The sequence below is a fragment of the Paraburkholderia fungorum genome (genome assembly GCF_900099835.1).
GTDB classification, from domain to species: domain Bacteria; phylum Pseudomonadota; class Gammaproteobacteria; order Burkholderiales; family Burkholderiaceae; genus Paraburkholderia; species Paraburkholderia fungorum_A.
On sequence record NZ_FNKP01000001.1, the window covers coordinates 1,497,606 to 1,520,678 of the forward strand.

Sequence of the window (23,073 nt, forward strand, 5' to 3'; positions counted from 1 at the left end):
CTAACTAAAATTGTCCGCGAAGTTTAGTTAACAAAAAACGGCGCCCTTTCGTCAGACAGGGCGCCGTTTCTACAGGCGTTTTCAGCAGAGCAGGCAACTACCTCCCGCTCTCGCTCAAACAAACAATTACTTCAGCACGTGGGCAATCGCGTTAGCCACCACGTCGAGGTTGCGCGTGTTCAGCGCAGCCACGCAGATACGGCCCGTGCCCACCGCGTAAATGCCGAACTCTTCACGCAGACGATCCACTTGCGGAGCCGTCAGACCCGAGTACGAGAACATGCCGCGTTGTGCATTCACGAAGCTGAAGTCGCGATCCACGCCGCTTGCCTTCAGGCGCTCGACCAGACCGTTACGCATTGCGCGGATACGATCGCGCATTTCGCCCAGTTCCGCTTCCCACGTCGCGCGCAGTTCCGGCGAAGCCAGCACCGCTGCGACCACCGAGCCGCCATGCGTCGGCGGGTTCGAGTAGTTCGTGCGGATCACGCGCTTCAGTTGCGACAGCACGCGGGCCGATTCTTCCTTGCTCGCAGTGATGATCGACAGCGCGCCGATCCGTTCGCCGTACAGCGAGAACGACTTCGAGAACGACGACGACACGAACACGTTCAGTTCCGATGCAGCGAACAGGCGAACTGCTGCAGCGTCCGATTCGATGTTGTCGCCGAAACCCTGATACGCGATGTCGAGGAACGGCACCAGATTGCGCGCCTTCACGACTTCGACGATCTGCTTCCATTGGTCGACGGAGAGGTCGACGCCGGTCGGGTTATGGCAGCAGGCGTGCAGCACGACAACCGTGCCCGCCGCGTAGCCGTTCAGCGCGGCCAGCATGCCTTCGAAGTTCACGCCATGCGTCTTCGCGTCGTAGTACGGGTACGACACGACTTCGAAACCTGCACTTTCGAACAGCGCGCGGTGGTTTTCCCAGCTCGGGTCGCTGATCGCGACCTTGCCATTCGGGTTCAGACGCTTCAGGAAATCTGCGCCGATCTTCAGCGCGCCCGTGCCGCCCAGAGCCTGTGCCGTCACGACGCGGCCTGCTGCGAGCAGCGGCGAGTCGTTGCCGAGCAGCAGCGTTTGCACGGCTGCATCGTAAGCGGCGATGCCTTCGATCGGCAGGTAACCGCGCGGCAGCGCAGCTTCGACGCGAGCCTTTTCAGCATCGCGGACAGCGCGCAGCAGCGGAATCTTGCCTTCTTCGTTGAAGTACACGCCAACGCCCAAGTTGACCTTGGTGGGACGTGCATCGGCGTTGAAGGCTTCGTTCAGGCCCAGAATCGGGTCGCGGGGAGCAAGTTCGACGGCGGAGAACAGAGACATGATGGGTGGCAGCAGTAGTGGGAAGAGGGCAAAGAAGGCGGCATCGAGCGCGAGCGGCCCAGCCTGACGGGTATGACGCAAAACGCAGGTCAGGTGACGGACGGCGGCGAGCGAGCGCAACTTCGCATTGTAACGAATCCGCGCGCATTTTTCGGACGACTCGGTTCGCAGAAGGGAATTATTTGCTTGAAAAACAGGCACTCTGGCGTCATGTGGCTTGAGCGGATCGGCGTGGAAAATGCCCGGCGAAGGCCGTCGCGTGCGTTCCGCCGTGCAAATAACGTTCAGAATGCAAGCGCCGCGAACCCGCGAGCAAAAGAAACGGACTGTTCATGCAAAGGGCCAGAGCGTGTGGTTTGCGCCGGCCGGCAGTCACCCCGCGCAAAGGTCTGGAAAGCTGCAAATCCTGGCCCGATCCGCGTTTCCCGCAACCCGTTAGAATGATTCTTTGCCCAAGGCCCGCGCCGTCCCCATGTCCGAACAACATCTGACTGAAGCCGAAGACACGCTCGACGAATCCAAATTCGCGACGTTCGAAGGCTCGCCGTTCCAGTTGTACCAGCCGTACCCGCCCGCCGGCGACCAGCCCACGGCAATCGCCACGCTCGTCGAAGGCGTCGAGGACGGTCTCGCGTTCCAGACGCTGCTCGGCGTAACCGGCTCGGGCAAGACTTTCACGATGGCGAACACGATCGCGCGTCTCGGCCGTCCGGCTATCGTGTTCGCGCCGAACAAGACGCTCGCCGCGCAGCTTTATTCGGAGTTCCGCGAGTTCTTTCCGCGCAACGCGGTCGAGTACTTCGTGTCGTACTACGACTACTACCAGCCGGAAGCATATGTGCCGCAGCGCGACCTGTTCATCGAAAAGGACTCGTCGATCAACGAGCATATCGAGCAGATGCGCCTGTCGGCCACCAAGAGCCTGATGGAACGGCGCGACGTGGTGATCGTCGCGACCGTGTCGGCGATTTACGGTATCGGCAACCCGTCCGAATACCATCAGATGATTCTGACGCTGCGCACCGGCGACAAGCTCGGCCAGCGCGACATCATCGCGCGGCTGATCGCGATGCAATACAACCGCAACGAAGCCGACTTCCAGCGCGGCTCGTTCCGCGTGCGCGGCGACACGATCGACATTTTTCCGGCCGAGCATGCCGAAATGGCGGTGCGCGTCGAGTTGTTCGACGACGAAGTCGAGACGCTGCAACTGTTCGATCCGCTTACGGGTCGCGTGCGGCAGAAGATTCCGCGTTTCACGGTTTATCCGTCTTCGCACTATGTGACGCCGCGCGACACCGTGGTGCGCGCGGTCGAAACGATCAAGAACGAACTGCGCGAGCGGCTCGAATTCTTTTATAGCGACGGAAAACTTGTCGAAGCGCAGCGGCTCGAACAGCGCACGCGTTTCGATCTGGAAATGCTTCAGGAGTTGGGCTTCTGCAAGGGCATCGAAAACTATTCGCGGCACTTTTCTGGCGCGGCTCCGGGCGAGCCGCCGCCGACGCTGGTCGACTACCTGCCGTCGGACGCGATCATGATGCTCGATGAATCGCACGTGTTGATCGGCCAGTTGAACGGCATGTACAACGGCGACCGCGCGCGTAAAGAGAACCTGGTCGACTACGGCTTCCGCCTGCCGTCCGCGCTCGACAACCGGCCGCTGAAGTTCAACGAGTTTGAGCGGAAGATGCGCCAGATCGTGTTCGTCTCCGCCACGCCCGCCGATTACGAAAAGAAAACCGCCGGGCAGGTGGCCGAACAGCTGGTGCGGCCAACCGGTCTCGTCGACCCGGAAATCGAGGTGCGCCCCGCACGCAGTCAGGTCGACGACGTGCTCGGCGAGATCAACGAGCGCGTCAAGGTCGGCGACCGCGTGCTGGTCACCGTGCTGACCAAGCGCATGGCCGAGCAGCTAACCGAATTTCTCGCCGACCACGGCGTGAAGGTGCGCTATCTGCATAGCGACATCGACACGGTGGAGCGGGTCGAGATCATCCGCGATCTGCGGCTGGGCACGTTCGACGTGCTGGTCGGGATTAACCTGCTGCGTGAAGGGCTGGATATTCCGGAAGTGTCGCTGGTCGCGATTCTCGACGCGGACAAGGAAGGCTTCCTGCGCGCCGAGCGCTCGCTGATCCAGACCATCGGCCGGGCGGCGCGTAACGTGAACGGCAAGGCGATTCTGTACGGCGACAAGATCACGGATTCGATGCGCCGCGCCATCGACGAAACCGAGCGGCGGCGCACCAAACAGATCGCGTTCAATGTTGCGAACGGCATTACGCCGCGTGGGGTTGTCAAGCGGATTCGCGACATTATCGACGGTGTGTACAACGTCGACGACGCGCGTGCCGAACTCAAGGAGCAGCAGACCCGCGCGAAATTCGAGGACATGTCCGAGAAGCAACTCGCAAAGGAACTGAAGCGCCTCGAAAAGCAGATGATGGAGCACGCCAAGAATCTGGAATTCGAAAAAGCAGCCCAGACTCGCGACCAGTTGGCGTTGCTGCGCCAGCGCGTGTTTGGCGCGAATGTCGGCGATCACGTTTCCGGCGTCTGACACGTCATCTGATATTTCCTTCTCCCACGGGCGTGGCGATCTGCCGCGCCCTTGTCAATTCCAGCCGGTTCCCTGCCTGGCCGCGTTGGGCGTCACCGGTGTGCCGTTCCACACGCGCTTCCTTAAAACAACCTTAAGACCCTTTTGCGACAAGGCTTTGCGAGTTTCGCAATTTGTTCTCCCCAAGGATCGGTGATAAACTCCGCCAATATTGAGAATGGTTCGCATTAACGTTTCATGTATGCGGTTTGCGGACGGTCGATCGCCCGATTAAGGACGGTGGGACCCTGCGCACAGGCATGCGCACCAACTGTTCCAATGGGTTTGATCCAGTCTGATAAAAAAACAAGGAGTTTCAATGCGAATTTCTTCATTTGTGCGTGGTAGCGCCGCTGCGGTCGCCGCAGTGGCGACCTTGTCGGCTTCGGCGGCGGAATACCCGATCGCCAAGCAGCAGATTCACGGCGGCATGGAAATCGGCGTGGTCTATCTGCAGCCGATCACGATGGAGCCGGAAGGCATGATGCGCAAGGCATCGGATTCGGACGTTCACCTCGAAACCGACATTCACGCGGTCAAGAACAACCCGACCGGTTTCGCCGAAGGCGACTGGATGCCGTATCTGCAAGTGCATTACGAACTGAACAAGGTTGGCTCGAAGAACGTGCAGAAGGGCGACCTGATGCCGATGGTCGCGAACGACGGCCCGCACTACGGCGACAACGTCAAGCTGGAAGGCCCGGGCAAGTATCACCTGAAGATGATCGTCGAACCGCCGATGCAGATGGGCCACATGGCTTTCGGCCGTCACGTCGACAAGGAAACCGGCGTGGGTCCGTGGTTCAAGCCGATCACGCTCGAATACGATTTCACCTTCGCCGGCATCGGCAAGAAGGGCGGGTACTGATCGTCGCATTGCCGTGCTTCGCCGCGTGAGTTCACTGCGAGGCGTCGGCAAATAAGTGATTGAGTCAATGCAGCAGGCGGCGCGCGGGTGGTCATCTTCGTCGCGCCGCGTTTTCCGGAAGGGCTAATGAGAATCAACCGAAAGATCGCGATGTTTGCCGCCACGGCTTTGCTGGCGGGCGCAGCTCACGCAGCGGACCTGCCGACCTTCAAGCTGGAAATGAACGACGGCAAGCTGAACCCGGCCCGCATCGAAGTGCCGGCGGGGCAGCGTATCAAGATCGAAGTGCGCAACACCGGCAAGGGCGCGGCCGAATTCGAAAGCGTCCAGTTGCGCAAAGAAAAGGTGTTGGCGCCGGGCGCGGATTCGTTCGTCGTGATTGCTCCTCTGGAGCCGGGCGAATACAAGTTTTTCGACGATTTTCACCAGCAGGCGCAGGGCGTGATCGTCGCGAAGTAATGGCCTGAATGCGAGCGCCGGCCCGGGAGTGGCGGCGCGTTCGCACAGGCAGTAGAAGGATCGAAGGGAGAGCTTGGAATGGGTCAGATTCTGTTCGTCGTGTGGCGGGAAAGTGTCGAGGCGTTGCTGGTCGTCGGCATCCTGTATGCGTGGTTGAAAAATGGCGACGACGATGCGCGCCGCGGTTTGCCGTACCTGTGGGGCGGTGTCGCGGCCGGGCTGATTGCGGCAGTAGCGCTGGGCGCTGCGCTGGTCGGCTTCACGGAAGTGCTGTCCGGCGACGCGCAGGATTATTTCCAGACCGCGATGGTGCTGGTCGCCTGTGTGCTGATCGTGCAGATGGTGCTGTGGATGAAGCAGCATGGCCGCACCCTCAAGCGCGACATGGAACAGTCGCTGCAAAAGAGCAAGCGCGATTCGAACTGGTGGGGCGTTGCGTTGCTGGTCGCTCTGGCGATCGCGCGCGAGGGCAGCGAAACGGTGATCTTCCTGTACGGCCTCGGTTTCGGCCAGTCGGGTCACGTGGACGGCAGCCAGATGCTCGCCGTCGTGCTCGGCCTGGGCCTCGCGTTCCTGACCTTCTACGTGCTGCAACTGGGCGGCAAGATTTTCTCGTGGCGCCTGTTTTTCCGTGTCACTGAATTCATGCTGCTGTTCCTCGGCGCGGGGCTGTTCCAGACCGGTGTCGACAAGCTGATCGACAAGGAAATCCTGCCGACCATCATCGACCAGGTATGGAATTCGTCGGCGCTGCTCGACGACTCCAGCACCTTCGGCTCGCTGGTTTCCACGCTGACAGGTTATCGCGCGCATCCCGCGCTGATGAACCTGATTGCTTACGCGGTCTACTGGGCGGTCGTCTACCTGCTGGTGCGCCGCGCCAACCGTAAGAACAGCAAGCCGGCGCAGCAGGCGGCAGGGCGCGCAGCATGAGCACCGTGATGACCCGTCCGGGCCGCCTCGCGGCGGCAGGGCAGTGGATGCAGCGTCACGGCGCCGTGATCCGCGGCATTCAATGGGTCGTGGTGGCGGTGTACGCGTTCCTGATCATCGTCCCGGCGGTGATGCCGCTGCCGGACGATACCGCGCATCTCTGGAACAACCTGACGCTCGCCGCGCAGTTCGTGTTCTGGGGCATCTGGTGGCCGTTCGTGCTGCTGTCGATGGTGATGCTCGGTCGAGTGTGGTGCGGCGTGCTGTGTCCAGAGGGCGCGCTCGCCGAGTTCGCCAGCAAATTCGGCCGCGGCTGGGCGATTCCGCGCTGGATGCGCTGGGGCGGCTGGCCGTTCGTCGCGTTCGGCATCACGACGATCTACGGTCAGATGGTGAGCGTCTACCAGTATCCGAAAGCGGTGTTGTTGGTGCTGGGCGGATCGACCTTCGCGGCGATCATCATCGGTTTGCTGTACGGGCGGGAGAAACGCGTCTGGTGCAAATATCTCTGCCCCGTCAACGGGGTTTTTTCGCTTCTGGCGCGGCTCGCGCCGTTCCACTACAAGGTCGATGAAGACGCTTGGCGCCGCTCGTACAAGAACGGTGAGCATGGGCATCGCGTGATCCCGATCAACTGCGCGCCGCTGGTGCCGTTGCGCAATATGAAGGGCGCGTCGGACTGCCATATGTGCGGCCGTTGCAGCGGTCACCGCGACGCAGTGGCGCTGACGTGGCGCAAGCCGTCGTCGGAAGTGGTGCAGCTCGGCGACAAGCAGGCGAATCCGTGGGACACCGCGCTGATTCTGTACGGCTTGCTGGGCATCGCGATCGGCGCGTTCCACTGGACCGCTTCGCGCTGGTTCGTCGACCTGAAGATGTTCTTCGCCAACTGGCTGGTCGATCACAACATCCTGTGGCCACTCGATACCAACGCGCCGTGGTTCCTGTTCACGCATTACCCCGAACAGAACGACGTGTTTTCGTGGCTCGACGGCACGATGGTGATCGGCTACATCCTCGCGACCGCGCTGGTGTACGGCACGACGCTGCTGGTGCTGCTGATGGGCGCGACGCGCATGCTCGGTCGCTTTAACGCCGTGCGTCTGCATCATCTGACGCAGGCGTTGATTCCGATTGCCGGTACTGGCGTGTTTCTTGGTTTGTCGGCGACGACGTTGTCGTTGCTGCGCGCCGAGCATGTATCGCTGTGGTGGGCGTCGGACATGCGCATTGCAATTCTCGCGATTGCGAACCTGTGGAGTGCGTGGCTCGCGTGGCTGGTCACACGTCGCTACAGCGAACGATTCGTTCAACGCGGTCTCGCGATGGTGTGGTTCCTCGCAGCGTTGGCGGTGGTCGATAGCGCGTGGTGGTTGATGTTCTGGGGCTGGTCAGGGAAGTAAGCCTTTAAGCCTTGCATGAACTGGCGCGCCGCATAAAAAAAGCCGTGGAGATGATTTCATCCCACGGCTTTTCGTTTTCTGCATTGAGCATTGCACGGCATGTCGTGCAATCGCGTCGGTGAGGACCGAAAAAAGCGGCCTGGCTTGCTGCGACGGCTGGCTTGGTGTCTGCACGAAGGGGTCTAGTTCTCACGTGCAAGCCGTCGTGGCTGGCTACTGCCTAACACCTCTCTGGGAGGTGGTCCCCACAATACCCGGTACTGACTGCAATTCGTTACTTCGTCAGGATCAGCTTGCCTAAGCGCGTAGCACGCAGCTGGTAGGTTTCGCCGTTATGCAAGATGCTGATGTGACTGTGGCCTTGCAGCAGTGCGTCGCTGCGCACCGACCGCTCTGAGGTCTCCGCCGAACCGCTCGCACGGTCCGCTGCAGGCTTCGCCGCGGAGGTGCTCGCCGTCGAAGCTTTCGGACGGCTGGTCAGCGCGGCTGCCGGACGGCGCAGGCTGAGGGTAGAGGTTCGGTTGAGATCGGTCATTCGTTTTAGGTGTTCGTCGATTCGATGGATTAATTCTAAATGATAACTATTCCCATTTACAAGAAAGAGAAATTGATCGGTTTTGAGTTTCGATAGTTAGATGAATTCGAGGAGGGAGCTGAGCGAGGCCGGTCGTGTCAAATGGCCTCGTCATCGGCGGATATGCAGTTCAGCGGACCCGCACGCGGCGGCGCGGGCAGGGCGCCCGCGCGATGTTCACATACAGCGGCGATTGACGGCTTTTAATGCAGCGAGCCCGGCTCCTGCTTCGTCTGCACGTATTGACGGATCAGCCGCACGGTATCGATATCGTTCTCCCGATACGCCGACTTCACGATTTCCTGCGTCTGCACGGCGTCCTGATCGGTCGAGACAGGCAGGGTGGTCGCGTATTCGAAGCGCAGGAACAGTTGCAACTCGTCCGGCTGCTCGATGGTCATGGTCAGCGAGCCGCCCACATGGTCGGCAGTCGGCAGGATGTCGTAGCGCACGCTGCGGCCGTCTTCCAGCGTGACGCGGTCGCGTACGGTGGCTTTGCCGTAATGCAGTTCGCGCTCGAGCACATTGCCTTCGCGCGAAACGATCGTGCAGCTATCGAGCCCGAGCACGAACAGCTGGGGTTGCTCGGCGCGCAGCACGAGACCCTCCCACAACTGGTCGCGGGTCATCGAGTCGACAAAGGGATTCAACGGATCGTTGATCTGGATAAGGTGTTCGAAATTCAAGACGACAGCTTCCTATGAAAGCGTTGCGATACGTGCGGCCCGCTCACTCGTGGCCGCTTCTTCAAATCGCCGCGCGTCAGGCGACGGCGAGGCCCGAACGGATCGTGATGGAATGCGTGAGGATCTTGTGAACTGGGCATGCATTGGCAATTTGCAAGAGCCGTTCCCGCTGCTCGTCCGACAGATCGCCTTCGAGCACGATCCTGCGGTCGATGGTCGAGCCTTCGGCGCCGGTTTCGATCGACAGCGTCACGCGAACGTCGGCGAGCGGCCATTGCTTGCGCTGGGCGTACATCTTCAGTGTGATCGACGTACACGCGCCGAGGCTCGACAGCAACAGCGTGACGGGCGTCGGGCCGCGATCGCCGCCGCCGAGCGACTCGGGTTCGTCGGCGATCCACGTGTGCTTGCCGTCGTCAAATAAGACCTGGAAATTCGTCGAACCGATGTGGGCGGTGACGGTGGACTCTGCCATGCGCGCTCCTGAACAGGACGGAAAGTCGCCGCGCGCCCAGGTTCATTGCAATGAGACGGCGCGGCGCGCGGCCTGAGCCGCTATTGTGAACGAAATTACCGGGGATAGCGGCCTGGGGTGATCCGCGTGATGGAGCGCGTCGCGGTTCGGCGCGGAAGGGCGTAGCGTGCGTTTTACGGCCTGGCGTGATCGCTGCGCACTGACCGCTGGCATCGACCGGGCAAGCCGGGAACCCTCAGCGGACGGGGAAGCCGCAGCGGCAGTGATGCACGCCTACAGCAACCTCACGTGCCTTGTCGCCACCTCTCGCCACCGCCGCTCGAATTGCGCGAACGCTCAATGCGTAATCTCGCCCATCCGTCCGGCCTGGTAATCGATCACCGCCTGGCGGATTTCGTCTTCGGTGTTCATCACGAACGGGCCGTACCGCACGACAGGTTCTTTCAGCGGCACGCCGCCGAGCAGCAGCACCTCGAGCGGCTCTGCGCCCGCCGTCAGCGTGACGGAGTCGCCATCGTTCTGGAACACCACCATCTTCTGCGCGTCGATTTCCTGCCGCGCTTCGCCTTCGCCATAAAAGCCCTTGCCCGACAGCCCATAAGCGAACACGCGATAGTCAGCGGGCACCGGCTGCGTGATCGTTGCTCCGGGTTGCAGCGAGAAATGCTGATACAGGATCGGCGTGCGTGTTTCGATCGCGGCCTTCACGCCGAGCGCCTCGCCGGCGATCACCTTGACGCGCACCTTGCCATCCGCGGAAGTCGCGACCGGAATGCTCGACGACGGCATTTCCTGATAACGCGGCGCGATCATTTTGTCGCGACGCGGCAGATTCACCCACAGTTGCAGACCGTGCACGCGGCCGCCGGTACGCACGAACGACGGGTCGGGCATTTCGCTATGCACGACGCCCGCGCCGGCGGTCATCCACTGCACGTCGCCCGCATGCAGGGTGCCGGAATGGCCCGCCGAGTCTTTGTGGCCGAACTGGCCTTCGAGCACATATGTCACGGTTTCAAAGCCGCGATGCGGATGATCGGGCGCGCCCTTGGCTTCGCCTGGCGCGTAGTCGATCGGACCCATTTCGTCGAGCAGCAGGAACGGATCGAAATCCATCAGCAAGCGGGTCGGAAACGGGCGGTGGACGATAAAGCCGCCGCCTTCGGTCGTGCGGACGGCGGGAAACGTGCGTTCGATCGTGCGTGCCGAGCTCATTAAAGTCACCTTGAAAAATGGGGAATAGCGTTATTTTTGAAACATGGAGCTATTATAGGGACCGTTTTTCGAGGTGCCAGCCGCCGTCACGCAATGGATTGTTCTATTACTGGAACGATGAGATGAAGATCGATTCACACAACCTGAATGACCTGATGTACTTCTCGCAGGTCGTCGAGCATGGCGGGTTTTCGGCCGCAGAACGCGTACTGGGCATCTCGAAGTCGCGGCTATCGCGCCGTCTGACGGAGCTGGAAGCATCGTTGGGCGTGCGTTTGCTGCAGCGTTCCACGCGCAAGCTGGCGCTGACCGAGGCCGGCCAGCTGTTCTATCAGCACTGTCAGGCGATGCTGAGCGAGGCGCAGGCGGCGGTCAACGTGGTGCAGCAACTGCGTTCGTCGCCGCGCGGCACCGTGCGCGTAAGCGTGCCGGTCACGATCTCGCAAACCATTCTGTCGACGATCCTGCCCGAATTCATGCACCGTTATCCCGAAGTGAAAGTGGTGATGCGGGTGACGAATCGCGTGGTCGATCTGTTCGAGGATTCGATCGACGTCGCGCTGCGCGTGCGTTCCGATCCGCCTGAAAACGCGAACATCGTCGTGCGGCCGCTGTGGCGCACGCAGCAGATGCTGGTCGGTGCGCCGAGCCTGCTGCAGCAGAATGCGCCGCCGTTGCTGCCCGCCGATCTGAACCGCTTCGAAACGCTGGATGTGCCGACCGGCGACGGACGCCACGTGTACAACCTGATTTCGCCCGACGGCACACGTCACGCGCACGAACACGATCCGCGCCTCGTGACTGCCGATCTGATGACGATCCGCGAAGCCGTGCTGTCGGGCGTCGGTATCGCGGCCTTGCCGGAGATGATGTATGGCTCCGCATTGCGCGCGGGGCAGTTGTCGCCGGTCATGCCGGGATGGACTTTTCCGACGCCGCAGTTGTACGCGGTATTCGTGTCGCGGCAGGGGATGGTGCCGGCGGTGCGCGCGTTCGTCGATTATCTTGTCGAAATGCTCGATCCCGACGATGGAAAACACATCATGGACGAGTGCCCGGTGCGCGAAGCCAAAGCCGCCGCACAAGCGTCGATGGCGACGGCGATCTAGCCGCTGTTACGCATTGCAGCATCGTTTTTAGCATTTAAGCGCGGCCTGTCATGAGTACTTTCAATGACCGTTTTCTTGAATGCGCGCGTTCACGGGCCTATATTGAAATCCCTTCGCTAAGGAGTCTCTTATGCGAAAACTCATGGCCGCTATGATAGTCGGCCTGATAGGGCTGACCGCGCTGTCCGTGTCGATCACGGCCGTCGCATGCGATGATTCTAGTGGCCCTCATACTTCGACCGAGGGCAAATGATCCCGCCGCCCGAAGGCGCCGAGTGCGCACAAAAAAAGGCCTTCATCTGACGATGAAGGCCTTTTACTTTTAGCCCTTGAAACAAGGGCTTTTCTTATTTTTTGGCGGGCTGCGTGACGAAGCCGATCTTGGTGAGACCGCCAGCTTGCGCCGCCGACATCACCTGCGCCACTTTCTCGTACGGAACCTTGCGATCTGCGTCGAGATGCAATTCCGGTTGCGGCTCCGCTTGCGCGGCCGCTGCGATTTTTGCGTTCAGCGTCGCGTCGTCGACCTTCTGATCGTCCCACATGACGTTGCCGTCCGCGTCGATCGCGATCGTGACCTGCGCGGGCTTCGTATCTTCCTTCTGACTGCTTGCATGCGGCAGATCGATCTTGACCGCGTGACGGATCACCGGAATCGTCACCATGAAAACAATCAGGAGAACCAGCATGACGTCGACGAGCGGCGTCATGTTGATTTCGTTCATCAGGCCGTCGTCATCGTCGCCGGCGAAGGGGCTCATTGCCATCGGAAAAAGCCTCGTCGATTAGTTGGCGCGGGTCGCGAGACGCAGGCCGTCTGAGGCGGCCGCGCCGGTACCGCGTTTGGACGACGACAGGCGTGCGCCGGTCACGAAGAATGCATGCAGACCGTGTGCGAAGCGGCTCAGCTTGGCGACGACTGCCTTGTTGGCACGCGTCAGTGCGTTGTAACCGAGCACGGCCGGAATGGCGACGAACAGACCGAACGCGGTCATGATCAGCGCTTCGCCGACCGGGCCTGCGACCTGGTCGATCGACGACTGGCCGCTTGCGCCGATAGCCAGCAGCGCGTGATAAATACCCCACACCGTACCGAACAGACCGACGAACGGCGCCGTGCTGCCGATCGACGCGAGAATCGCGAGGCCGCTCTGCATGCGCGACACGCTTTCATCCATCGTGTCTTTCAGGCAGCGCGTGACCCAGTCCGACACGTCCATGCGGTCATGCAGATGCGGCTGCGTCTGGTGATGGTGATCGGCCGCTTCCTGGCCCGACAAGGCGAGCGCGAGGAACGGGTTGTCGTGCGGCGTCGACGAACCGGCGCCGAGCTTCTTGATGCCGTCGGCGAGATCGTCCGAATGCCAGAACGCCTGTTCGGCATTCTTCGTGAGACGCTTCAGGCGCATCACGTTCCACGCTTTAATGACGATGACGCTCCACGACATCACCGACATGATCAACAGGGCGAGCGCGATACCGCGCGTCACGAAATCCCCTTGCGCCCACACGTGCGCCAGTCCGTAGTTTTGCATTGCAATTCCTTATTTTTAAAATCTGCTTCAGTTCGGTTTCAATCGTCGAGACTGAAGGCGAAAGGCTGGTTGTACGCGGCCCGAATCGGCTGGCCGTTTTCAAGATAGGGTTTGCAGGCGCTTGAACGCACGGCGGCGAGCGCTGCGTCATCGAGACGGCTGAAGCCGCTGCTCTTTTTGAGCTCGATGTCTTCGAGTTTGCCGGTCAGGCCGACCACGAATCTCACATAGGCCGTGCCGGTTTCTCCACGACGCCTCGAGAGCGCGGGGTAATCCGGTTTGCCGATATTGCATTCCAGGTGCGACACGTTTTTCGGCGCGCTGATTTCCATCGTCTGACGACCGATGGCCGGCGCGGCCGCAGCAGGCGGCGTGGCCGGAGCGGCGGGCGCGGGCGGCGTCGGGTCCGGCGCCGCAACGGGCGTGGGCGACGGCGCGGCAGCCTCGTGCAATGGCGTGGGCGTCGGTTTGGGTGTCGGAGTCGGCTTCGGCTGAACCTTCGGCTTCGTATGAACCGGCGGCGTCGGCTTGGGCGGCGGCGGCGCGATCGATTGCATCGCGACGGGCGCAGCGACAGGCGCGGGCGGCAGCAATTGCGCGGTCATCACGTGCGATTCGAGCGCGACCTGCACCGGCTCATTGCGCAAGGTCAGGATCACGGCGAGCAACGCGACGTGAACGCCCACCACAATGGCGGTCGCGGTCAGCGCGCGATAATTCGTTCGGACGGACGAAGCCGGCGGAGCGCCGGCGGTAGCGGTATGCGAGGCCTGCATTTCAGTGGGGCAGCGCGCTGTCGAGGCAGCGCGTCCAACGAGACATCGTCATGTTCGGAAGATCAGCAGCGAAATGAACAAAGTAGTCACGAAACCAATCAGCAATTCCATCTCAAACTCCTTTTAACGGGTGAGCGGGGTAGCTGGCTGGTACGGGTACTGGCTTGCTGACGGCAGTGGGATAAAACGTAACAGCGAACGAAGCGGGACTTCAAGGAAGCGACCGGCACTTCAGGGCGCGGCTCACACCGCGCCGAAGTAGTGTTTCAGGCGGCCTTGCGTTCGTAAAACGTCAGCGGTACGGCATTCGTCTGATGATACTCCACGCCACAGCGGCTTGCGCACACGCCGCTTTGCATCATCACGTCGCGCACAGATTCCGCGCACTTGCCACAGCAGGAAGCGACACCCAATTCGAACTGAAGCTCGTCGAACGAATCGATGCCGTCCGCGATCGACGAGCGGATCGTTCGGTCAGAAACAGATTTGCAGACACAGACAATCATGGCAGGGCGTCATAGCTAACGTTAATGCGAATTATTATCATTCTGTTGGGGCCGTTTGGCAAGCGTCGTGCATGATTTTTTGTAACAAAACCAGACTCTTAGAAGGGTTTCGTCTACACAGCGGCTTCTGGCGGTGGATGCGCGCCGATGAACAGGCGCTTGGAAAACACGCAAAAACGCGTCGGGAAGATGTTCTGACGATAGATACAGCGCTGTTTATGCGGCTTGGGAATCCGGCGCTGACGTACGGCGCGACGGGATCAGCACCGTCTCGACATCTGTCTCTATATTGAGAAGAGTGGCGGCCAGTTGCTGTTGATGACTGCCGTCGCCCGTCGAGTAAAAACGGGGCAGAACAGAGGCTGCTTTTTCCGGCGCAGCGCGCAGGCCATGTTGATCGAGCACACGTTCCAGTTGGCGGGCAATCGCCACGCTGGTGTCGATCAGTGTGAGCCGGTCGCCCACGATTTCGCGGATCACCCCATCGAGAAACGGATAGTGCGTGCAGCCGAGCACGAGCGTGTCGGCGCCCGCGTCGAGCATCGGCTGAAGGTAGCTGCGCAGCAGCGCGCGCAATTCCGCCGAGCCGATATCGCAGCGCTCCACCGCCTGCACAAGCCCGTGGCCCGGTTGGCATAGGAAGCGGCAATCGGCGGCGTAACGTTCGAGCAGCCCCTGGAAACGGGCGCTGCGCAGGGTCACCTGGGTGGCCAGCACGCCAGCAACGCGGGTTTTCGATTGCAGCGCGGCAGGTTTGATGCCCGGTTCGACGCCCACCAACGGAATGGTCAGCTTTTCGCGAACTTCGGCGATCGACTGGGCGGTCGCCGTGTTACAGGCCACCACTAGCGCCTTCGCTCCTTGCTTGACCAGCCATTCGCCGATCGCGAGCGTGCGGTCGGTGATGAAGTCGTCGTCGCGTTCGCCGTACGGAGCGTAGAGCGAGTCGGCTACGTACAGCAGCGCTTCGTCGGGCAATTGCGCGCGGACCGCTCGCAGTACCGACAAACCGCCCAGACCCGAATCGAAAATGCCGACCGGCGCGCGCGAAGCGGCATCCGGCGTGAGCGTCCTGACAGCAGGAGACGGCGATTGTTCAGGCATAGGCGGCGAGGGCACGTATCACGCGCGGTCGAAGGAAATTGGGGTAAGCGGGATGCGCAAGTATATCGCCCGCACCTCGCGCGTCATGGCGCACGCGAAAAAAATGCCATGGCGGATGCCATGGCATTTGAGCGGTTCTCATGAGTCGAGCAATGAACTGGCCCACGACTCGACTCATAAGCGGCGCGATGTGCTTCAGCGCCGGGTCGATCAGGATTCGACCGAACCCATCGCGCTTTGCTGGTAGTTCTGAATGCCGATCTTGTCGATCAGGTCGATTTGCGTTTCCAGCCAGTCGATATGCTCTTCGGTGTCGTCGAGAATCTTGACGAAGATTTCGCGCGAGATGAAATCGCGAACCGATTCGCAATACACGATGGCTTCTTTACACGTGCTCTGCGAAATCTGTTCGAGCTTCAGGTCGCATTCCAGAATCTCTTTGGTTTCTTCGCCGATCAGCAGCTTATGCAGGTCTTGCAGATTAGGCAGACCATCGAGCATGAAAATACGTTCGATAAGCCAGTCGGCATGTTTCATTTCGCCGATCGATTCGTCGTATTCATGCTTGCCCAGTTTTTCCAGACCCCAGTGACGATACATGCGCGCATGCAGGAAGTACTGGTTAATGGCGGTCAGTTCGTTTTTCAACTGCGAGTTGAGATATTCGATGACCTTTTTATCGCCTTGCATGATGTGTCCTGTGGAGGGTTTATATAGCGGTTTCAATTTCCCAGAACAATAAACGCCGAAGGCCAAAAAGCCAAGGCAAAAATGCAGTTTCACGCTTGATTTTCAAGGTTTTTTGCGTGATGCGTATTGTTCTCATTTCACCATAAAAAAACCGGGGCGCGTGGCCCCGGTTTCTGTTTTTCAGTTCATCTGATTATCGGTCGAATTGCAATCAGACTGTCGCGACTGGAATCTTTCCAATTTTTGCCTGCCATTCTTTCGGGCCGGTTTGATGCACCGAAGTGCCGGTCGAATCGACGGCAACTGTTACCGGCATATCCTGGACGTCGAACTCGTAAATGGCTTCCATGCCGAGGTCTTCGAATGCGAGGACCTTGGCGCTGCGAATCGCCTTCGACACGAGATACGCCGCGCCGCCCACTGCCATCAGATAAGCCGCCTTGTGTTTCTTGATGGCTTCAATGGCAACCGGGCCGCGTTCCGCTTTACCGATCATCGAGATGAGACCGGTTTGCGACAGCATGGTCTCGGTGAACTTGTCCATGCGCGTGGCGGTGGTCGGGCCTGCAGGGCCAACCGCTTCGTCACGAACCGGGTCAACCGGGCCGACGTAGTAAATCACGCGGTTCGTGAAGTCGACCGGCAGCTTTTCGCCCTTGGCGAGCATGTCGGCGATACGCTTGTGCGCGGCGTCGCGGCCCGTCAACATTTTGCCCGACAGCAGCAGCGTTTGACCCGGCGTCCACGAAGCAACCTGTTCCGGCGTCAGCGTGTTCAGATCGACGCGCTGGCTCTTTTCGGTGTCCGGTTCCCACTGCACTTTCGGCCATGCGTCGAGCGACGGTGCTTCGAGTTTCGCGACGCCCGAGCCGTCCAGCGTGAAGTGCGCATGACGTGTGGCCGCGCAGTTCGGGATGATCGCGATCGGCTTGGACGCGGCGTGCGTCGGCGCGGCCATGATCTTCACGTCGAGCACGGTGGCGAGACCACCGAGACCCTGTGCGCCAATACCGAGCGCATTGACCTTCTCGTGCAGTTCGACGCGCAGTTCTTCGATCCAGTCCTTCGGGCCGCGAGCGATCACGTCCTGAATGTCGATCGGGTCCATCAGCGATTCCTTGGCCATCACCATCGCTTTCTCGGCAGTGCCGCCGATGCCGATGCCGAGCATGCCCGGCGGGCACCAGCCGGCGCCCATCGTCGGCACGGTCTTCAGAATCCAGTCGACGATCGAATCCGACGGATTCAGCATCGCGAACTTCGACTTGTTTTCCGAGCCGCCGCCCTTCGCCGCCACCTGCACGTCGACGGTGTTACCCGGCACGATCTCGTAGTGGATCACGGCCGGCGTGTTGTCCTTCGTGTTCTTGCGCGCGCCTTCGGGCGGGCTCACGATCGACGCGCGCAGCACGTTGTCCGGGTTCAGGTAACCGCGGCGCACGCCTTCGTTGATCATGTCGGTGACGCCCATCGTCGCACCGTCCCAACGCACGTCCATGCCGACCTTCACGAACACCGTGACGATGCCGGTGTCCTGGCAGATCGGGCGCTTGCCTTCGGCGCACATGCGGCTGTTGGTGAGAATCTGGGCGATGGCGTCTTTCGCGGCCGGGCTCTGTTCGAGTTCGTACGCGCGGCCGAGTGCCTGGATGTAATCGAGCGGGTGGTAATAGCTGATGTACTGAAGCGAATCAGCAATGCTCTGAATCAGATCTTCCTGTTTGATGACGGTCATAGCTAGGCTCAGTGGGGACAGCGGCGCTTCTGTTCCGATCGCAGTGCAATGCGGCCGGTTGCGCGCCTTAGGGACGGAAACTTTTGTTTCTGACACGCAGTCGAGTGCGTGTCAGTCGTGCGCTTTCAGTGGAGTCGAACCTTTAACCGAACCGACGGCGTGCAGCACCGCGGGCTCTTCGAAATGCTTCGGATGCGTATGGGTGGTGAGACGGTCGACCAGCGCCATCACGAGTGCCGACACCAGGAACGCCACGTGGATGATCACCTGCCACATGATGGTATGCGTCGAATTCTGGTCGGGGCTGATGAAGGTCTTCAGCAGATGGATCGACGAGATGCTGATCAGCGCCATCGACAGTTTGACTTTGAGCACGCCCGCGTTCACGTGGTCGAGCCACTCCGGTTCGTCCGGATGACCTTCTACACCGAGGCGCGACACGAACGTTTCATACCCGCCGATGATCACCATGATCAGCAGGTTCGAGATCATCACCACGTCGATCAGTCCGAGCACGACCAGCATGATGTTGGTTTCGTCGAGCGTCATCGAGGCCGTGACGAGATGCCAGACCTCCTTGATGAACAGCACGACGTAGACCGCCTGCGCGACGATCAGGCCGAGATAGAGCGGCACCTGCAGCCAGCGGCTCATGAAAATGATGGCGGGCAGCGGGCGCATCGGGCGGCGCTGACGGGTCGGGTCGGGTCGCGAAGCGGACATAGGCAAGTGTCAGATGAAACGCAGGTGACGGAACAGGGGCGAAACGCGCGGACTCGAGGTGCGGGCCGTTGACCAGGCGCAGCACAGAAACCGGACACGCAAAACCGGGCGCCGACGACGCGGTGCATGGCCGGGAGAGGCCGGAAAAGCTCGCGTCAGGCGCGCTATTGTACAGCGTCGGCCTGGTTTGCTGCGGCGCGGCGGGCAGCGTGGCGGATCGGTGCTTGACAGATGGCGGGAGGGGTGTCGCGACGTGTCGACGGGAACCGCCGCCGATGATCACACGCCGCGCCGCGCGTTGCGGGCGAAACGCGCAGCTGGGCCTCGGCGGCCCGTCGGTCAGGATGCGACCGGCGGCACCCGCTTCGGCTTCAGACTGGCGAGCCCGATCCCCACGATCACGCAGGCAAGCGCGAAACCATGTGCGAGCGTCGGCCGTTCGCCGAGAAACGCGATGCCGTAGATCGCCGCCGCCACCGGCAGCACCGCGCTGAACACGCCCGCGAGACTGCCCGGCACGTGCCGGATGCCCTTCATCCACAGCCAGAACGAGAAGATGCTGGCCGACAGCCCGTACCACAGCACCAGCGTCCACACGCTGACCGGCACCGCGCGATAGTCGAAGTGCGTCAGCGCGCCCGCGCCGAACGGCAGCATCAGCAGCAGGCCGAACAGATGCGTGTACGCGCAGATGTCGATCGGCTCGAGGGTTTGCGTGAGACGGCGCGACAGGATGATGTAAAGCGACTCGCAGCACACTGCGCCGAGCACCATCAGATTGCCCGCGAGCGACGTCTCGCCGCCCGCGCTCTCCTGCACATGCACGAGATTGATCACCACGACGCCGACGATTGCCAGCACGATCGACGCGAGTGCGCGCCCGTTCGGACGCTCCTTGAGGATCAGCCACGACAGCAGCGCAACGACCGCGGGGATCGTGCTGGTGATGACCCCGGCTGCGACCGCGCTGGTGCGCTGTACGCCATTGAGCATCAGCAGCGTAAACCCGAAGGTGCCGAACAGCGCCTGCAGGAACAGATTGATCCACTCGTCGCGTTTGACGCGGCGCAGTTTGGCGACGCGCAGCAGTGGCCACAAAACCGCCATCGCGATCACAAAACGCAATAGCGCGAACAGCGGGACGGGGACGAATTCGACGATCGATTTGCCGATGCCGACATTGCTGCCGACCAGCAGCATCGAGGTAATGAGAAGCAGGGAGTAGCGATTCAAGCTGGAATCCAGACGGCTAGTTCAGTTAGCATTGTAAGAGGCCGTGTGAGGCAGCGTAAAGAAACGCGCCGACTGTCACCTGGTGTGGCGGCATGCGGGATACTTGCCGTGTGTCCGTCGTAGGCTGCTTCGATGGATGAATGTGTCGGCTCGAATACATGAATGTGCGCCGACGCGTAGCATGCGCGCGATGCATCGATTGCGTCGGCTTGCAGAGCATGACCTGCACATCACGCTCTAAGGGTTTTCGCTGGCGAGCCAATGCCGCTCGCGTAAGTGGACGGTAAGTTGCAACGCTTATGTTTGAACACGCGCGAGAAAGTGCGGCACGCATTGACTCTTGTTGCGATGCCGCATGAGCATGTCGTGCAAACGAACGGCGACGCGGCGATCAGCGGCCAGCGATCACGCCCAGAGCGCGAACATGGAAGACAGCGCGCCGCCTGTCGAATCCCGGCAGCGGCTCGGAAAACGTAGCAACACTTGACGCGCGAGTCGCGCGTCGGCACAGATTGACGTTTCATCTTCACCAAGGGGTTGTCGATGTCTGCGATTGAATCGGTTCTTCAGGAACGCCGTGTTTTCCCGCCCTCCGCTGAAGCAGCGGCCGGCGCGGCGATCTCCGGCATGGACGCATACCGGGCGCTCGCCGCCGAAGCGGAGCGCGATTACGAAGGTTTCTGGGGGCGCCTCGCCCGCGAAACGCTGAGCTGGAAACAGCCCTTCACCAAGGTGCTCGACGAATCGAAAGCGCCTTTCTACACGTGGTTCGAAGACGGTCAACTGAACGCGTCGTATAACAGCATCGATCGTCACGTCGAAGCGGGCAACGGCGAGCGCGTCGCGATCGTCTTCGAAGCCGACGACGGCACCGTCACCAACGTCACCTATCAGGATCTGCTGCAACGCGTGTCGCGTTTCGCGAACGCGTTGAAAAAGCGCGGCGTGAAGAAGGGCGACCGCGTAGTGATCTATATGCCGATGTCGATCGAAGGCATCGTCGCGATGCAGGCCTGCGCGCGCATCGGCGCGACGCACTCGGTGGTGTTCGGCGGCTTCTCGTCGAAGTCGCTCAACGAACGGCTGGTCGACGTGGGCGCGGTCGCACTCGTCACATCGGACGAACAGATGCGCGGCGGCAAAGCGCTGCCGCTGAAAAACATCGCCGACGAAGCCCTCGCGATGGGCGGCTGCGAAGCGGTCACGAGCGTGATCGTTTATCAACGCACCGGCGGCAAGGTCGCGTGGAACGAAGGCCGCGATTTGTGGATGCATGAGCTTGCCGAAGCCGAATCCGATCAGTGCGCGCCCGAGTGGGTCGGCGCGGAACATCCGCTGTTCATTCTCTACACGTCGGGTTCGACCGGCAAGCCGAAGGGCGTGCAGCACAGCACCGGCGGCTATCTGTTGTGGGCCGCGCAAACGCTGAAGTGGACCTTCGACTGGAAGCCCACCGACGTATTCTGGTGTACCGCCGACATCGGCTGGATCACCGGGCATAGCTACATCACATATGGTCCGCTGGCACTCGGCGGCACCCAGGTCGTGTTCGAAGGCGTGCCGACCTACCCGAACGCGGGGCGCTTCTGGGACATGATCGCGAAGCACAAGGTCTCGCTGTTCTACACGGCGCCCACGGCAATCCGCTCGCTGATCAAGTCCGCCGACGCCGATCCGAAAGTGCATCCGAAGAGCTACGACCTGTCGACGCTGCGCATCATCGGCACGGTCGGCGAGCCGATCAATCCGGAGGCGTGGGTCTGGTATCACGAGAACGTGGGCGGCGGCCGCTGCCCGATCGTCGATACGTGGTGGCAAACCGAAACCGGCGGTCACATGATCACGCCGCTGCCGGGCGCGACGCCGCTCGTGCCGGGTTCGTGCACGCTGCCGCTGCCGGGCATCATGGCTGCGGTCGTCGACGAAACCGGGCAGGACGTGCCGAACGGGCAGGGCGGCATTCTGGTCGTGAAACGTCCGTGGCCGTCGATGCTGCGTAACGTGTGGGGCGACCCCGAGCGCTACAAGAAGAGCTACTTCCCTGAAGAACTCGGCGGCACGCTGTATCTCGCCGGCGACGGCGCGGTGCGGGACAAGGAAACCGGCTACTTCACGATCATGGGCCGGATCGACGACGTGCTGAACGTGTCGGGTCACCGGCTCGGCACGATGGAGATCGAGTCGGCGCTGGTGTCGAATCCGCTCGTCGCCGAGGCAGCGGTCGTGGGCCGTCCCGACGCAACCACGGGCGAAGCGGTCTGTGCGTTCGTCGTGCTGAAGCGCGCTCGTCCGGAAGGCGAAGAAGCGGTGAAGCTCGCCAACGAACTGCGCAACTGGGTCGGCAAGGAGATCGGGCCGATCGCGAAACCGAAGGACATCCGCTTCGGCGAGAATCTGCCGAAGACGCGCTCCGGCAAGATCATGCGTCGCCTGTTGCGCTCGCTGGCGAAGGGCGAGGCGATCACGCAGGACGTGTCCACGCTGGAGAATCCGGCAATTCTCGATCAACTCGGCGAGTCGTTGTGACGGTTGGTTTTGTCGGGTACCAGGTCGAAGCGTGTCGAGTCACACGTTTGCGACCTGACCGGTTCTGACGACCATAGGGGTTCGACTCGCGTTCGTCGCACCAACATGATCCCGCCTCACGCGGATCGTTGAGTCAGCCTCCCAAAGCCACCGCGCGGTCAATCCCGATTGCCTGCGCGGTGGCTTTTTGATACATAGGCGCATGACCGCGCCGCAGCACTCCTCTCACGCCACGCTGAACCCCGCGCCCGAACCGCCTCCGGTCTCGGCGGCGATGGCGCGCGCGCATCGAACCTACTGGCGTTTCAATCTCGTGCTGATCACGACGCTGATGGCGCTCGGCTTCGTCGTCTCGTTCGTATTGCCATTGATGGCGCCCGCGTTGTCACAGTTGCGGATCGGCGGCTTCAGGTTGCCGTTCTACTTTGGTGCGCAGGGCGCGATCCTCATCTACCTGGCGTTGATCGTCGTGTATATCGTGCTGATGCAGTTCGCCGACCGTCGGCTGCAACGTGCTTTCGATGCCGATATCAACGAACGCAGGCAAGCCAACGCGAGCCTGCCGTTGAACGAACCCGATCGCGGACGCTGAGCC

The 23,073-nt window shown here is 61.3% G+C and carries 22 protein-coding genes; 8 read left to right on the top strand and 14 right to left on the bottom strand.

What is annotated here, in order from left to right; translation table 11 throughout:
* Window positions 1-126: 126 nt before the first annotated feature.
* A complete protein-coding gene (locus BLS41_RS06650) occupies window positions 127-1,326 on the bottom strand; it encodes an amino acid aminotransferase (RefSeq protein ID WP_074766330.1) in 1,200 nt (399 codons plus the stop codon).
* A gap of 472 nt (window positions 1,327-1,798) precedes the next feature.
* On the opposite strand from BLS41_RS06650, the gene uvrB reads away from it, so the two are divergent.
* The 5 genes from uvrB (at window position 1,799) to BLS41_RS06675 (ending at window position 7,591) form a co-directional block, all read left to right on the top strand.
* Window positions 1,799-3,889, top strand: coding sequence for an excinuclease ABC subunit UvrB (gene uvrB / locus BLS41_RS06655; RefSeq protein ID WP_074763574.1), 2,091 nt, complete (start codon window positions 1,799-1,801; stop codon window positions 3,887-3,889).
* A 358-nt stretch (window positions 3,890-4,247) separates the two neighbouring features.
* A complete protein-coding gene (locus BLS41_RS06660; protein WP_074763575.1) occupies window positions 4,248-4,796 on the top strand; it encodes an iron transporter in 549 nt (182 codons plus the stop codon).
* Between the two features lie 126 nt (window positions 4,797-4,922).
* Entirely contained in the window at window positions 4,923-5,255 is a 333-nt protein-coding gene (locus BLS41_RS06665) for a cupredoxin domain-containing protein (RefSeq protein ID WP_074766332.1), read from the top strand.
* A gap of 78 nt (window positions 5,256-5,333) precedes the next feature.
* On the top strand, window positions 5,334-6,188 hold the full coding sequence (locus BLS41_RS06670; RefSeq protein WP_074763576.1) for an FTR1 family iron permease: 855 nt from the start codon (window positions 5,334-5,336) through the stop codon (window positions 6,186-6,188).
* Window positions 6,185-7,591, top strand: coding sequence for a 4Fe-4S binding protein (locus BLS41_RS06675; RefSeq protein ID WP_074763577.1), 1,407 nt, complete (start codon window positions 6,185-6,187; stop codon window positions 7,589-7,591). The genes BLS41_RS06670 and BLS41_RS06675 overlap by 4 nt, the downstream gene beginning before the upstream one ends.
* Window positions 7,592-7,865: 274 nt before the next feature.
* Here the strand turns inward: BLS41_RS06675 and hemP are convergent, their stop codons facing one another.
* The 4 genes from hemP to BLS41_RS06695 all read right to left on the bottom strand — a co-directional run bounded on the left by hemP (window position 7,866) and on the right by BLS41_RS06695 (window position 10,541).
* Window positions 7,866-8,126: a hemin uptake protein HemP gene (hemP, locus tag BLS41_RS06680; protein ID WP_074763578.1), complete on the bottom strand. Its 261-nt coding sequence runs from the start codon at window positions 8,124-8,126 to the stop codon at window positions 7,866-7,868.
* Between the two features lie 242 nt (window positions 8,127-8,368).
* Window positions 8,369-8,851 (bottom strand): SRPBCC family protein, encoded by a 483-nt coding sequence (locus BLS41_RS06685; protein ID WP_074763579.1) that lies wholly within the window; start codon window positions 8,849-8,851, stop codon window positions 8,369-8,371.
* 76 nt (window positions 8,852-8,927) lie between these two features.
* Complete coding sequence (locus BLS41_RS06690) at window positions 8,928-9,326, bottom strand: OsmC family protein (RefSeq protein ID WP_074763580.1); 399 nt, start codon at window positions 9,324-9,326, stop codon at window positions 8,928-8,930.
* Between the two features lie 336 nt (window positions 9,327-9,662).
* Window positions 9,663-10,541, bottom strand: a complete 879-nt coding sequence (locus tag BLS41_RS06695) for a pirin family protein (RefSeq protein WP_074763581.1) — start codon at window positions 10,539-10,541, stop codon at window positions 9,663-9,665.
* A gap of 122 nt (window positions 10,542-10,663) precedes the next feature.
* On the opposite strand from BLS41_RS06695, the gene BLS41_RS06700 reads away from it, so the two are divergent.
* Window positions 10,664-11,650: a LysR family transcriptional regulator gene (locus BLS41_RS06700; RefSeq protein ID WP_074763582.1), complete on the top strand. Its 987-nt coding sequence runs from the start codon at window positions 10,664-10,666 to the stop codon at window positions 11,648-11,650.
* Window positions 11,651-11,997: 347 nt separating this feature from the next.
* Here the strand turns inward: BLS41_RS06700 and BLS41_RS06705 are convergent, their stop codons facing one another.
* From BLS41_RS06705 to BLS41_RS06745, 9 genes are all read right to left on the bottom strand, one after another.
* The gene (locus BLS41_RS06705) at window positions 11,998-12,417 is read right to left on the bottom strand and encodes an ExbD/TolR family protein (RefSeq protein WP_074763583.1); all 420 of its coding nucleotides are present in this window, start codon (window positions 12,415-12,417) and stop codon (window positions 11,998-12,000) included.
* Between the two features lie 18 nt (window positions 12,418-12,435).
* Window positions 12,436-13,185 carry a MotA/TolQ/ExbB proton channel family protein gene (locus tag BLS41_RS06710; protein WP_074763584.1) on the bottom strand — a complete coding sequence of 250 codons (750 nt, stop codon included), beginning with the start codon at window positions 13,183-13,185 and terminating at the stop codon, window positions 12,436-12,438.
* Between the two features lie 38 nt (window positions 13,186-13,223).
* On the bottom strand, window positions 13,224-13,961 hold the full coding sequence (locus BLS41_RS06715; protein ID WP_074763585.1) for an energy transducer TonB: 738 nt from the start codon (window positions 13,959-13,961) through the stop codon (window positions 13,224-13,226).
* Window positions 13,962-14,227: 266 nt separating this feature from the next.
* The gene (locus BLS41_RS06720; RefSeq protein WP_074763586.1) at window positions 14,228-14,467 is read right to left on the bottom strand and encodes a (2Fe-2S)-binding protein; all 240 of its coding nucleotides are present in this window, start codon (window positions 14,465-14,467) and stop codon (window positions 14,228-14,230) included.
* 216 nt (window positions 14,468-14,683) lie between these two features.
* Window positions 14,684-15,571, bottom strand: a complete 888-nt coding sequence (gene murI / locus BLS41_RS06725; RefSeq protein WP_074763587.1) for a glutamate racemase — start codon at window positions 15,569-15,571, stop codon at window positions 14,684-14,686.
* A gap of 210 nt (window positions 15,572-15,781) precedes the next feature.
* On the bottom strand, window positions 15,782-16,261 hold the full coding sequence (gene bfr, locus BLS41_RS06730) for a bacterioferritin (RefSeq protein ID WP_074763588.1): 480 nt from the start codon (window positions 16,259-16,261) through the stop codon (window positions 15,782-15,784).
* Window positions 16,262-16,472: 211 nt separating this feature from the next.
* Complete coding sequence (locus BLS41_RS06735) at window positions 16,473-17,996, bottom strand: fumarate hydratase (protein WP_074763589.1); 1,524 nt, start codon at window positions 17,994-17,996, stop codon at window positions 16,473-16,475.
* A 111-nt stretch (window positions 17,997-18,107) separates the two neighbouring features.
* Complete coding sequence (locus tag BLS41_RS06740) at window positions 18,108-18,719, bottom strand: TIGR00645 family protein (RefSeq protein WP_074763590.1); 612 nt, start codon at window positions 18,717-18,719, stop codon at window positions 18,108-18,110.
* Between the two features lie 339 nt (window positions 18,720-19,058).
* On the bottom strand, window positions 19,059-19,952 hold the full coding sequence (locus tag BLS41_RS06745; RefSeq protein ID WP_074763591.1) for a DMT family transporter: 894 nt from the start codon (window positions 19,950-19,952) through the stop codon (window positions 19,059-19,061).
* Between the two features lie 543 nt (window positions 19,953-20,495).
* Here BLS41_RS06745 and acs point away from each other — a divergent pair.
* Window positions 20,496-22,478: an acetate--CoA ligase gene (gene acs / locus BLS41_RS06750; RefSeq protein WP_074763592.1), complete on the top strand. Its 1,983-nt coding sequence runs from the start codon at window positions 20,496-20,498 to the stop codon at window positions 22,476-22,478.
* 202 nt (window positions 22,479-22,680) lie between these two features.
* The gene (locus tag BLS41_RS06755; protein WP_074763593.1) at window positions 22,681-23,070 is read left to right on the top strand and encodes a DUF4212 domain-containing protein; all 390 of its coding nucleotides are present in this window, start codon (window positions 22,681-22,683) and stop codon (window positions 23,068-23,070) included.
* Window positions 23,071-23,073: the final 3 nt, after the last annotated feature.